Consider the following 12,531-nt stretch of genomic DNA (forward strand, 5'->3'; position numbering starts at 1 on the left):
ATGAAACGTCCAATTTATCTTGATTACGCAGCAACCACTCCTGTACTGCCTGAAGTTGCAGAACGTATGATGGAATGTTTAACGTTCGAGGGAACTTTTGGTAACCCTGCGTCACGTTCACATGCCTATGGTTGGCAAGCAGAAGAAAAAGCCGAATATGCGCGTGAGCAAGTTGCAAACCTAATCAAAGCTGACCCACGTGAAATTGTGTGGACTTCAGGCGCAACAGAATCTGATAACTTAGCATTAAAAGGTATTGCTCAGTTCTACGGTTCAAAAGGCAAACACATCATTACAAGTAAAATCGAACACAAAGCTGTGTTAGACCCTTGCCGTGAGCTTGAAGAACAAGGTTTTGAAATTACATATTTAGAGCCTGAACCACGCACAGGATTAATTACCCCTGAAATGGTTCAAGCTGCTTTACGTCCAGACACGATTCTTGTTTCACTGATGATGGTAAACAACGAAATCGGTACCGTGACAGACGTTGCTGCGATTGGTGAATTAACACGCGCCAACAAGACATTCTTCCATGTCGATGCTGCACAAGCTGCGGGTAAAGTTGAGATTGATCTTTCAACCATGAAAATCGACTTAATGAGTTTCTCTGGTCATAAAGTTTATGGTCCTAAAGGCATTGGCGCACTTTTCGTTCGCCGTAGCCCACGTGTTCGCTTAAAAGCACAAATGCACGGTGGTGGTCATGAGCGCGGCATGCGTTCTGGTACTTTAGCGACACATCAAATTGTTGGTATGGGTGAGGCTTTTGAAATTGCAGGCAAAACCATGCAGGCAGAACAAGAGCGCATTCGTAAATTACGCGACAAACTTTGGAATGGCTTACAAGACCTTGAACAAGTGTTCTTGAATGGTCACCCAACGCAAAACGTTGCAAACTATCTAAATGTCAGCTTCAACTTTGTTGAAGGTGAATCACTGATGATGGCACTGAAAGATGTTGCTGTTTCAAGTGGTTCAGCATGTACATCTGCAACTTTAGAACCTTCATACGTTTTACGTGCTTTAGGTTTATCTGATGAGTTGGCACACAGTTCAATTCGTTTCAGTTTTGGTAAATACACAACTGAAGCGGACATTGACCATGTGTTGACAATTACCAAAGCTGCGGTTGAGAAATTGCGTGAACTTTCTCCGCTTTGGGATATGTACAAAGAAGGTATCGACCTTTCAACAGTTGAATGGGCTGAACACTAATTTGCTGAGTGCTCAATTGAGCACTTCATTGAAAAACGTGTTTTAACCCTCATATTAATATTAGGCTGACCCCGAGGTTTGGAGAAGCGACATGGCTTATAGCGAAAAAGTAATTGATCATTACGAAAACCCACGTAACGTTGGTGTTTTAGACAAAAATGCAGAAAACGTAGGTACAGGTATGGTCGGTGCACCAGCGTGTGGCGACGTAATGCGTTTGCAAATTCAAGTGGATGACAATGGCGTAATTGAAGAAGCTCGCTTCAAAACTTACGGCTGTGGTTCTGCAATTGCATCAAGTTCACTGGTAACCGAATGGTTAAAAGGTAAAACGCTTGATGAGGCTCAATCAATCAAGAATATTGATATCGCGACTGAGCTTGCACTTCCACCAGTGAAAGTACACTGCTCTGTCTTAGCTGAAGATGCAATTAAAGCTGCGATTGAAGATTATCGCGGTAAAAAAGCGAAAGCTTAATTGATGACCGAAATAACATTGGAGTTTTCATGATCCATTTAACTGAAAATGCTGCGACTCACATCAGCAATTACCTGCAAAACCGCGGTAAGGGTGAAGGGATTCGTATTGGTGTGAAAACTTCGGGTTGTTCTGGGTTGGCTTATGTACTTGAGTTTGTCGACGATGTCGATACACATGATCAAGTCTTTGAACAACTTGGTGTTAAAGTTTTTGTTGATCCCAAAAGTCTAGTTTATCTCGATGGTTTAGAGATGGACTATGTCAAAAATGGTTTAAACGAAGGTTTTGAATTTAGCAACCCTAATCAAAAAGGTGAATGTGGTTGCGGTGAATCATTTACCGTCTAAGCAAACACCCTCTTTCTTTTCGTCAAAACAGTGTGTTCCGCACTGTTTTAACGTATTTATCAATAGCGGAATTCATCTCCCATGAATCATTTTGAGTTGTTCCAATTACCCGAAGCACTCGATATAGATTTAGCAGCTTTAAAAAAACAGTTTTTAAGTTTGCAACAGCAATATCACCCAGATAAAGCCACTGACAAAGATCAGGCCTTGATCAAGTCAAGCGAAATCAACCAAGCGTATAAAGTACTCTCACAAGTTGATAGTCGTGCGGCATATCTACTTGCCTTAAAAAAACAAGATCACCATCTTGACCAATCCATTAGCGATTTTGAATTTTTGCAATCTGCACTCGAAATGCGCGAACAACTTGATGAAGCCACCTCAACAGAGCAACTTCACACTTTAAAAGTTGAAATTCAGCAATGGATCGATGGTCTAGTTCGCGAATTTAAAATTGATTTTGCTGACGAAGACTGGGCTGAAGCACGTGATACTGTTCGTAAGTTACGTTTTTTCCAACGTGTTATGAATGATATTGATAAAGCTGAAGATCGCATGCTGGACGAAGAAGAAAGCTTCGACCTCGATGATGATTTTTAATCCGCTGTTACCAATTATTTTCAAGGGATACCGCACGCATGGCACTTTTGCAAATTGCTGAACCTGGTCAATCTACTGCCCCGCATCAACATCGTATTGCGATTGGCATTGACTTGGGGACAACCCACTCTTTAGTGGCGACAGTGCTATCGGGAAAACCGAAAGTTCTACAAGATGACAAAGAGCGAGTATTACTCCCATCTATTGTTCACTATGCAAAGGATGCAACGACGTTTGGCTATGAAGCTAAACCCTTTATGCTGACTGATCCAAAAAATACCGTTGTTTCAGTAAAACGCTTTATGGGTCGTTCACAAGCAGATATCAAATTCCAGCACCCATATACACTCGTTGGTGCAGAAAATGAAATGCCTGCATTTGAAACTGCGGCTGGTCGTAAAACACCTGTCGAAATTTCTGCAGAAATTTTAAAACAGTTAAAAGACCGTGCCGAAGCCAGCCTCAACAACCCTGTGAATGGTGCTGTGATTACCGTTCCAGCCTATTTCGACGAAGCACAACGTCAAGCAACACGTGATGCTGCACAGCTTGCAGGTTTGAATGTTTTACGTTTATTGAACGAACCTACAGCAGCGGCTGTTGCTTATGGATTGGATCAAGACACCAATCTCAGCACCGATCGTAACTATGTGATTTACGATCTAGGGGGCGGTACATTTGACGTCTCGATCTTACGTTTTTCACAAGGTGTGTTTGAAGTTCTTGCGACTGGCGGACACACTGCCCTTGGTGGTGATGACCTTGATCGCTTAATCGTAAAATGGGCTAAAAAACAGCTCAACATCGAAACCTTAACTGATGAAGAATATGCCGTTTTTGTTGTAGCAGCACGTCAAGCCAAAGAATATTTAACCGATCACGAATCTGCCGAATTAAAATTACTGGATGATCGTCTCACTTTAGATCGCCCAACCTTTGAAGCAATTATTCAAGTCGCACTCGATAAAACCATGAGTGTGTGCAAACGTGTATTACGTGATGCCAAGCTTGATCTCGACGAAATCGAACATGTAGTCCTTGTCGGTGGTTCTACGCGCTCTTATGCCGTACAGAAAGCGGTGGGTGAATTATTTCAACGTGAACCATTATGCACCATTAACCCTGATGAAGTGGTTGCCATTGGCGCATCAATCACTGCCAATCAGTTGATTGGTAATAGCCAAGATGGTTCATTATTGCTTGATGTGACCCCACTTTCTCTTGGTCTAGAAACCATGGGTGGACTGGTTGAACGTTTGATTTCACGAAACACCGCAATTCCTGTGGCGCGCCGTCAGGAATTTACCACCTATCAAGATGGTCAAACTGCGATGTTGATTCATGTAGTGCAAGGTGAACGTGACTTAGTTGAGCATTGCCGCTCATTGGGCCGTTTTGTGTTACATGGCATTCCACCAATGACTGCTGGTCAAGCCCGTATTGAAGTGACTTTCCAAGTTGATGCGGATGGTTTACTCACCGTTTCAGCAAAAGAAACCACCTCTGGTGTTCAAGCACAAATTGATATCAAACCATCTTATGGTTTATCCGCAGCGGATACTGAACGTTTATTGGTTGAAGGCTTCCAATATGCCGAAGAAGACAAACACCTTCGTCATTTGCAAGAAACCAAAGTAGAAGCGCAACGTGAGCTAGAAGCACTCGAACAAGCGTTAAAAGCAGATACGGATTTACTCTCACAGCAACAAGCTCGAGATTTAATTCTTGCCGCTGAAGCGTTAAAAGCCCGTCTGAAAACCGATGAGCTTGCAGCGATTGAACATGCTGTTCAGCAACTTAAAATTCATAGTGATGCCTTTGCTGCATTGCGTATGAACCGACATATTGACCATGCCTTAAAAGGTACAAAACTTGAAGATTGGTCAAACTCAAACTAAAGGTATAGGTGATCAATATGCCACGTATTAAAGTTCTTCCTCATGCACAAATTTGCCCTGAAGGTGCAGAATTTGAAGTCGAACATAACGCCAATTTATGCCAAAGTTTATTAAAAAACGGCATTAAAATTGAACATGCTTGTGACATGTCAGCAGCTTGTACGACCTGTCACGTGGTTGTGCGTAAAGGCTTTGACAGCCTTGAAGAAATGAATGACGTTGAAGCAGATTTGCTTGACCGTGCATGGGGCCTAGAGCCTGATTCTCGCCTGTCTTGCCAAGTTGAAATTGTAGATGAAGATTTAGAAATCGAAATTCCTAAATACACCATCAACCATGCTTCGGAAAATCATTAATTCAACTGATTTTCTCAGACATAAAAAGCTAGAGTCAATCTCTAGCTTTTTATTTGCTAAGCGAAAATTAAAGATCGATGTGCAGCAGCACCAGCTATGGTGCCATCTCCAACAGCCAAAGGTACTGAACCGCCTAAACGAGCAACATCACCGCAGGCAAAAATTCCTGTCACTGATGTTTCTTTCATTGCATTGGTCTTTATTGCCTCACCCATCGCATTCTGTTCAATCTCACAACCTAACTTGAATATCCAGTCCTGAGCGATGCTACATTTTGTGGTTGCAAAAATACCATCCAACTGAATAACAGAACCATCTGCGAGTAACACATCGCTATGCCCGATAATTTCTTGAATCAACCGTTTTTCTACGCGGACACCTCGGGTGGCTAATTGATCAAACAATTCCTCGGCTATAGGATAATCATTTAAGAACAGCGTGGTATCCCCCCAATCTGGCAACATCATCGCCATATGTGTCGCATGTTCTGAACTGGCAATAATCCCGATCTTACCTTGATTAAGCTCATAACCATGACAATAAGGACAATGAAAAATGCTTTTCCCCCAACGCTCAGCTAAACCTAAAATTTCAGGTAGCCGATCTTTGATGCCTGCGGCAATGATCAAACGTTTTGCGGTGATTGAACGAGTGGCATCAATACAGATTGCAAAACCACCCTCAACTTTTTCTACACGCTTCACCTGACCATCTTCCCAGTCAACCATCTGATAAGCTAAAAGCTGCTGCTTAGCAATATCCACAATCTCACTGGCTTTACGCCCATCCTGTGTTAAAAAGCCATGTGAATGCGCTGCAAAGCGATTCCGCCTTTGCCCAGCATCAATCACTGCCACTTTTTTACGCGCTCTTACCAAGGGCATCGCTGCTGACAAACCCGCATAACTTCCACCAATAATCGCAACATCGTACTGCATAAGTTCAACCCTTAATGTAACTTTAAAAGTTACATTAATGCTTTTTATTTTAATTTGCAACTTTTGATGTTACATTTAATGTAATCCCTTTTTATATTTTTATAAATTCAATGCGTACAGACAGTAAACTTTCACGAATGCTTCATGTGCTACTTCACATGGCAAGACAAAACAAGACTTTTACCTCTGATGAAATCGCACAAATGCTTTCCACTAATCCAGTTGTGGTCAGACGGACCATGTCAGGTCTTAAAAAGGCAGGTTTTGTCCATTCAGAAAAAGGCGCAGGTGGTGGTTGGCAGTTAACAGGTGATTTAGAAAAAATTACGCTGTGGGATATTTATCAAGCCGTGGGTGAGCCAACGATTTTTGCGATTGGCAATGAAAGAGAAAATCCAGAATGCTTAGTCGAACGAGTGGTGAATTCCGCTTTAAATCATGCAATACAAGATGCACAAAATATTCTGACGCAACAACTCAAAGCCACGACACTGGCATCGTTAGCTGCTGAATTTGATCATTTATATGAGATTCATATACATTAAGAATGAACTGACAGAATAGATGGGGTTTAATTATCGAACTTCATCATCTAAAGTCAATTTAGGAATACCCTGTGCATTGGTAATTTTTTGCTGGGTCTTAATACGCTGAACCATATTTTCCAAGATCTCGACCAGTTCAGGATATTCATAGTTCTGTACTTCTTCTAAATTCAAAACTAAATGGAAACCTTTATAATCGAAATCAAACCATTTTTGTGTATCTGATTTCTTGCCTGTGAATTTCTCCATCACCTGCCAGGTTTTAACAGGACCTTGAATACCTTTTAAATAAATAGGTACTTTAGGCACACACAAAAACTCATTTTTAATCAGCTGATGGGTGTCATCGGCAATCAAAATTTCATCGACTTCTGCCGCAGACTGCAAACGGGCTGCCAAGTTTACGTCACGACCAACAATGGTATAAGCCATACGATGTGAAGCACCATAGTTACCGACGTGGCAATAACCCGTACTGATGCCCATACGAATATGTAAAGCAGGATAACCCATCTTCTTCCAGCGTTCACGTAACAATTTCATTTGCTGGCGCATCGCAATAGCCATTTCGACACAGGATTTTGCATCCTGTTCGACACCCTGCGAGTTTGGATCCCCAAAGAAAATAAGAATCGCATCGCCCATAAACTTGTCGACGGTTGCTTCATACTGCTTGGCAATTTCAGTCATATGACTCAAATAATCATTCAGCAAGAAGGCTAAATCATCGGGAATGAGGGTTTCTGACAACTCAGTAAAACCTTGTATATCAGAAAAGAAAATGGTTAATTTTTTACGCTTATATTCAATTTTTGCCTCTGCCTCACCGCGCATAATTGATTGCCACAACTGTAACGGCGCATAACGGCTCAACTGATTGGCGAACGCAATATAACGCGTCATTTGATTATGATAGTGCTGGCGTTGCTGCCCCAAAATATTCAAACGACGATGCTGATAATAATTACCAATCACAATAAACATCATTAAGCCTAAAAGGCTCACAACAGTCAGTTCTGGATTGGTAGGTTCAAAATACTCTTCTGCACCAAAAATGATGTAGGTACTGAAGTAGAATGTAATGACACCTATCAGCCCGATCAAACAGGAAACAGGCAAAGAAATTCGGTTATTCAATCCGACATAGAGCAGTGCAAATAAAATGGTAAAGGTCGGAACTAGACTCAAATGTATTGCAGCAAGCACCAATGCGACGATCACCGCCTCATTGGCAAACAGAACATTTTTTTCTATTTTTTTATCAAATTTATATTGCAGCCATTTTTCTAAACGAGGACAGAGCAAAAAATAAATGAATAATAAAGGAAGAAGGTAGAGTTGATAGCTAGCACTGGTTGAGGTAAATGCATAAATTACCAAAATAAGTGACAGAATCGAATATCCCATCAAACGATGAAAATAAGCGAACTGTCTAGGTTCTTTATCAATCAACCTATCTAGTGGCACCCTATCCTCCTTTTCTTATTATAGAATACTGTATTTATTCTATTTTTCTGGATCAGTCCATACGCCAATCAAATGGCATATCACCCTGTCCACGCAATGCCAACATTAATGTTTGACGCATATGCGCAAGTACATCATTGCTATAAGGCACAGCTGGTGTTCCCCATACTGGCTTAGGCCATGCAACATCGTTTTGATAACGTACTACATGATGAAAATGAAGCTGAGGAACAACGTTTCCTAAAGCGGCAACATTCATCTTGTCTGCACGGAATACACGTGACAATTGGCTTGATAACCAGCTTGATTCACGTAAAAACTGTTCTTGGTCTGCTTGGCTTAATTCATATAATTCTGTGACGCCTGGAACACGTGGAATCAGGATCAACCAAGGAAATTGCATATCATTCATTAAACGACATGTTGAAAGCGGGAAGTCGCCTACAAAAAATGTATCTTGAGCAAGTTGTGGATGCAAACTAAACATATCTTTATAAATGATGCAGAATAATGATGATCAATACTATCACATCAGTTTTGATGTGAATATTATTAGTAACCTGTTTGATTACAAATAACAATGATTTTCCTCATTTATTGCATGAACATCTGATCAAAAACAGGATCGCATTTGCTAAAAAACACAACTTGCTCAATTAACCAGCAAATCAAATGCTTAAAAGCCTCAATTTAACTCACTCAATAGCTTGTTCAGCAAATCTACAATGAACTGAATCCGCTTATCGTATTCAGCCAATTGCACCGTGACTTTCAAACGTTGACCGCCTTCCATTCGGTAATAAGTTGGATTTTTCTGCATCAGTTGGATGATGCTGATCGCCTGCACAGGAGTATCCGGTGAAAACTCGATATACCCCCCATTACTGTTAATATCAATTTTGGTAATACCCAACTGCTCTGCACGCAAGCGCAGCTGATGCACACTAAACAATTGCTTCACAGGTTGTGGTGGAATACCAAAACGATCAATCAACTCCATACGGATATTGTCGAGCTTCTCTTGGCTATCGGTATTACTGATACGCTTATAGAACAACAAACGTTGATGGACATCACCCAAGTAATCATCTGGGATCAGTGCTGGCATATGTAAATTAATTTCAGCAGTTAATGACAACGGCGCATCAAAATTAGGCGTTTTGCCTTTTTGAATGGCTTTGGTCGCTTTTTCGAGCATCTCCATATACAGACTATAACCAATTGCCTGCATTGAACCACTTTGCTGTTCACCGAGTAATTCACCCGCGCCTCGAATCTCCAAGTCTTCAGTTGCCAGCATAAAGCCAGCCCCCAAAGTGGAAGCACGTTGAATCGCATCTAAACGCTTTTCGGCATCGCCTTTCAGGTGTTTGATCGATGGAACCAATAAATAGGCATAGGCTTGATGATGCGAACGTCCAACACGACCACGCAATTGATGCAGTTGCGCCAGGCCCAATTTATCCGCACGCTCAATAATGATGGTATTGGCGTTCGGCACATCAATACCCGTTTCAATAATGGTTGAGCAGACCAATACGTTATATTCTTTGTGATAGAACTGCTGCATTACTTGCTCAAGTTCGCGTTCGCGCATTTGACCGTGCGCAACCGCAACTCGTGCTTCTGGAACTAAATGACGAATGGTTTCAGCAGCGCGTTCAATGGTGTCTACCTCATTATGCAATAGGTACACCTGACCACCACGTAATAACTCACGCAGAATTGCTTCTTTGACCGAATCATCGGTATGTTCTTGTACAAAAGTTTTTACGGCTAAACGGCGTGCGGGTGGTGTTGCAATAATCGAGAGATCACGCATCCCAGAAAATGCCATATTCAAGGTACGTGGAATCGGCGTCGCGGTTAAAGTCAACATATCCACATCGGCGCGTAGGGCTTTAATCCGTTCTTTATCACGAACACCAAAACGATGCTCCTCATCGACAATCATGAGTCCAAGATTCTTGAATTGGATGTTTTCTTGCAGAATTTTATGCGTTCCTACCACGATATCGACTTTGCCTTCAGCCAAATCTTCAATGGTTTTCAAATGGGTCTTATTGCTGCCAAAGCGAGACAATACTTCAATCCTTACTGCCGTATCGGCAAAACGATCTTTAAAGGATTCATAATGTTGCTGTGCTAACAAGGTCGTCGGTACAAGAACTGCAACTTGCTTATTATTTTGTACCGCAACAAAGGCTGCACGCATCGCCACTTCGGTTTTACCAAAGCCCACGTCCCCACATACCAAACGGTCCATCGGTTTGGCAAGCTGCATATCATGGAGGGTTGCTTCAATGGCATTGGCTTGGTCTAAAGTTTCTTCGTAGGCAAAACCACTGGAGAATTGCATATAGCCTGTATGGTCCAGCTCAAAGGCAAAACCTGGTTTGGATTGACGACGGGCCTGAATATGCAATAACTCTGCGGCCACATCATGAATTTGCTCCAAAGCTTTGCGCTTCGCTTTACTCCATGTATCTGTACCTAATTTATGCAATGGGGCTAAATCAGGATCGCCACCACTATAGCGGCTGATCAGATGCAAATTGGTTACAGGTACGTAGACTTTCGCGCCATCTGCATAATCAAGCTGCAAGAACTCATGATCCTGCTCATCGATTTCTAAAGTAATTAAACCTGCGTAACGCCCTACACCATGATCGATATGCACCACAGGTGCACCAATACTCAGCTCGGTTAAACTACGAATCAAAAACTCTTCAGATACTTCTTGTTGGCGTTTACGGCGGCGTTGAACCACACGGTGTTCATAAAGCTGGTTTTCTGAAATCACCGACAACTGATTACTCAGTAACAACCCTCGATCCAGTGGCGCACTGGTAATCGCAACCTGTAACTTATCTTTTTGGAATTGAGCAAAACTATCTACATTTTGAATTTCACCCAACACACCACGTAGCGCATCTTTTAGCGTTTCTCGACGACCCGCACTCTCTGCCACCAATAAAACAGGGTGCTTGGCTTGGTCGATATAATGTTTTACTGCTTCAAAAGGTTGTTCTTTTTTCGGATCAACAGCCAATTTAGGTGGCTGTTCAGCAGTGATGTTGAGTACACCTGCCTTGGCATCGAAAGCTTCAGCTGAAGCCAAAATTCGAGGGAATTGATTTAATGCCTGTAAAACATGGTTGGGCATTAAAAATAAGTCTTCTGGCGGTAGAATCGGTTGATCAATGTTATGGCGTCGATCTTCATAACGACGCATCACTTCTTTCCAGAAGTGAACAAAATCATCTTCAATTTCACTATTTGTAATGACAACGCAATTCTTTGGTAAGTATGTCGTCAGCATACTTTGTGCTTCCATCACCTTCTTATCAAAGAATAATGGCAAATAAAACTCTAAACCCGGGGTTGCAATTCCTTCTAATACATCCTGATAAATCGGATTTTTCTTCGGATTTGCAGTTGGGAAGCTTTCTGCATAACGGTCTCTAAAAGTCGAACGCCCCTCTTTCAGAGGAAATTCTTTTGCAGGTAAAACAGTAAAGTTTTTTAAGGATTCGGTGGTTCTTTGTGTTTCTGGGTCAAAGAATTTTAGGCTGTCAATTTCATCATCAAATAAGTCAATTCGAATCGGTTGATCTTGTCCAGATGCAAAAATATCCATGATGCTACCGCGAACTGCAAACTCACCGTGATCATAAACTGTGTCAACTAAGCGATAACCTGCTTGAACCAATTGTTTCTTTTGCGCTTCAAGGTCGAGTTTCTGCCCCACTTTAATATCAAAGTGTTCGCCCACGACCCACGAATAAGGTGCAACGCGTTGCGCTAAAGTGCTGGCTGAAACCAGTAAAATCCCTTTTTGTGGCATATTCGATAAAATTGCCAAACGCTCAGAAACAATGTCTTGATGCGGAGATAAACGGTCATAAGGCAAAATTTCCCAATCCGGGAAAATAATGGGCTTGATGCCATAAAATTCGAGTTCGCTCTCAAGCTGAGCAAGATGTTGATTATTCCTTGCAACAATGACATATAGGTTTGAACTTTGTGAGGCAATTTCTTTGAATAATAGTGCTGCGGATGACCCTAACAAGGAACCAATCCAGCGTTTTTCGCCCGCTTTGAATTGTTGTAAGTTTAATTGAGAAATTTCTTGTTGAAACATAGAGAAAATCATGCAATCTAAAAAGATAAGTACCCTATTTTAGCATGATGTTTTTTGAGGAGTGTGAGTTTTTCTACGACTGATTTAAGCTTCAGCTTCTTATAAATTATCGTCTAATTATTTCCTCCGGCGTGATATAAATTTCAGCATCGTCACCTTGTACTGTTGCATGCAGTTTGTTTGCAATCTCGATCATTTTCCTAATCGCTTCAGGACTTGGATTTTTAATCGATAAACTACAAGAATCATGACTATATATTAATGGAATTTCTTGCTTATCAATAAGAATCAGAAAGTCTTGTGCTGAATTCTGGAGATCACTTTTTACTGATGGATCTAGCATCATATAAGCGTGCCATTCTGCAGGAGTAATACATTCCCCTTCATTAAAATAAAATTCTTTTTTTGTAATATGTAAATCATAGCCCGCATAGCTGACTTGGCAAACAATGAATAGAATAAGCAAAATTAATTTGAACATCTTTTTATTTATCTCATCTTTTAAAATTACTTAGGCTATTTTCATATTCAAATAAA

The 12,531-nt window shown here is 41.3% G+C and carries 12 protein-coding genes; 7 read left to right on the forward strand and 5 right to left on the reverse strand.

Going from position 1 to position 12,531, the window contains the following annotated elements:
• From NG55_RS07100 to fdx, 6 genes are all read left to right on the forward strand, one after another.
• Window positions 1-1,218, forward strand: a complete 1,218-nt coding sequence (locus NG55_RS07100) for an IscS subfamily cysteine desulfurase (RefSeq protein ID WP_065342832.1) — start codon at window positions 1-3, stop codon at window positions 1,216-1,218.
• 91 nt (window positions 1,219-1,309) lie between these two features.
• Window positions 1,310-1,696 (forward strand): Fe-S cluster assembly scaffold IscU, encoded by a 387-nt coding sequence (gene iscU / locus NG55_RS07105; protein ID WP_004652980.1) that lies wholly within the window; start codon window positions 1,310-1,312, stop codon window positions 1,694-1,696.
• 29 nt (window positions 1,697-1,725) lie between these two features.
• Window positions 1,726-2,046, forward strand: a complete 321-nt coding sequence (iscA, locus tag NG55_RS07110) for an iron-sulfur cluster assembly protein IscA (protein WP_004652979.1) — start codon at window positions 1,726-1,728, stop codon at window positions 2,044-2,046.
• An 81-nt stretch (window positions 2,047-2,127) separates the two neighbouring features.
• Window positions 2,128-2,646, forward strand: a complete 519-nt coding sequence (hscB, locus tag NG55_RS07115) for a Fe-S protein assembly co-chaperone HscB (RefSeq protein WP_004652978.1) — start codon at window positions 2,128-2,130, stop codon at window positions 2,644-2,646.
• A gap of 38 nt (window positions 2,647-2,684) precedes the next feature.
• The gene (gene hscA, locus NG55_RS07120) at window positions 2,685-4,544 is read left to right on the forward strand and encodes a Fe-S protein assembly chaperone HscA (protein ID WP_065342833.1); all 1,860 of its coding nucleotides are present in this window, start codon (window positions 2,685-2,687) and stop codon (window positions 4,542-4,544) included.
• Between the two features lie 17 nt (window positions 4,545-4,561).
• Window positions 4,562-4,900, forward strand: coding sequence for an ISC system 2Fe-2S type ferredoxin (gene fdx, locus NG55_RS07125; RefSeq protein WP_004652975.1), 339 nt, complete (start codon window positions 4,562-4,564; stop codon window positions 4,898-4,900).
• Window positions 4,901-4,956: 56 nt separating this feature from the next.
• On the opposite strand, the gene NG55_RS07130 is transcribed toward fdx, so the two are convergent.
• Entirely contained in the window at window positions 4,957-5,838 is an 882-nt protein-coding gene (locus tag NG55_RS07130; protein WP_065342834.1) for an NAD(P)/FAD-dependent oxidoreductase, read from the reverse strand.
• Window positions 5,839-5,948: 110 nt separating this feature from the next.
• Between NG55_RS07130 and NG55_RS07135 the strand changes: the two genes are divergently transcribed.
• Window positions 5,949-6,383 (forward strand): Rrf2 family transcriptional regulator, encoded by a 435-nt coding sequence (locus NG55_RS07135; RefSeq protein ID WP_065342835.1) that lies wholly within the window; start codon window positions 5,949-5,951, stop codon window positions 6,381-6,383.
• A 30-nt stretch (window positions 6,384-6,413) separates the two neighbouring features.
• Here NG55_RS07135 and NG55_RS07140 read toward each other — a convergent pair whose 3' ends face one another.
• The 4 genes from NG55_RS07140 to NG55_RS07155 form a co-directional block, all read right to left on the reverse strand.
• Window positions 6,414-7,850 (reverse strand): adenylate/guanylate cyclase domain-containing protein, encoded by a 1,437-nt coding sequence (locus tag NG55_RS07140; RefSeq protein ID WP_016541113.1) that lies wholly within the window; start codon window positions 7,848-7,850, stop codon window positions 6,414-6,416.
• Between the two features lie 52 nt (window positions 7,851-7,902).
• Window positions 7,903-8,337, reverse strand: coding sequence for an HIT domain-containing protein (locus NG55_RS07145; protein ID WP_004652971.1), 435 nt, complete (start codon window positions 8,335-8,337; stop codon window positions 7,903-7,905).
• A 198-nt stretch (window positions 8,338-8,535) separates the two neighbouring features.
• Window positions 8,536-11,994, reverse strand: a complete 3,459-nt coding sequence (mfd, locus tag NG55_RS07150) for a transcription-repair coupling factor (RefSeq protein ID WP_016541112.1) — start codon at window positions 11,992-11,994, stop codon at window positions 8,536-8,538.
• Window positions 11,995-12,100: 106 nt separating this feature from the next.
• Window positions 12,101-12,475: a hypothetical protein gene (locus NG55_RS07155; RefSeq protein WP_023270024.1), complete on the reverse strand. Its 375-nt coding sequence runs from the start codon at window positions 12,473-12,475 to the stop codon at window positions 12,101-12,103.
• Window positions 12,476-12,531: the final 56 nt, after the last annotated feature.

Origin of the sequence: Acinetobacter gyllenbergii, assembly GCF_001682515.1 — a bacterium.
Lineage (GTDB): Bacteria > Pseudomonadota > Gammaproteobacteria > Pseudomonadales > Moraxellaceae > Acinetobacter > Acinetobacter gyllenbergii.

Coding starts and splice junctions, on each gene's coding strand:
- NG55_RS07145 (WP_004652971.1), bottom strand. CDS start 8,337: ATGTTTAGTTTGCATCCACAACTTGCTCAAGATACATTTTTTGTAGGC.
- mfd (WP_016541112.1), bottom strand. CDS start 11,994: ATGTTTCAACAAGAAATTTCTCAATTAAACTTACAACAATTCAAAGCG.
- hscA (WP_065342833.1), top strand. CDS start 2,685: ATGGCACTTTTGCAAATTGCTGAACCTGGTCAATCTACTGCCCCGCAT.
- NG55_RS07130 (WP_065342834.1), bottom strand. CDS start 5,838: ATGCAGTACGATGTTGCGATTATTGGTGGAAGTTATGCGGGTTTGTCA.
- NG55_RS07155 (WP_023270024.1), bottom strand. CDS start 12,475: ATGTTCAAATTAATTTTGCTTATTCTATTCATTGTTTGCCAAGTCAGC.
- NG55_RS07135 (WP_065342835.1), top strand. CDS start 5,949: ATGCGTACAGACAGTAAACTTTCACGAATGCTTCATGTGCTACTTCAC.
- iscA (WP_004652979.1), top strand. CDS start 1,726: ATGATCCATTTAACTGAAAATGCTGCGACTCACATCAGCAATTACCTG.
- hscB (WP_004652978.1), top strand. CDS start 2,128: ATGAATCATTTTGAGTTGTTCCAATTACCCGAAGCACTCGATATAGAT.
- iscU (WP_004652980.1), top strand. CDS start 1,310: ATGGCTTATAGCGAAAAAGTAATTGATCATTACGAAAACCCACGTAAC.
- fdx (WP_004652975.1), top strand. CDS start 4,562: ATGCCACGTATTAAAGTTCTTCCTCATGCACAAATTTGCCCTGAAGGT.
- NG55_RS07100 (WP_065342832.1), top strand. CDS start 1: ATGAAACGTCCAATTTATCTTGATTACGCAGCAACCACTCCTGTACTG.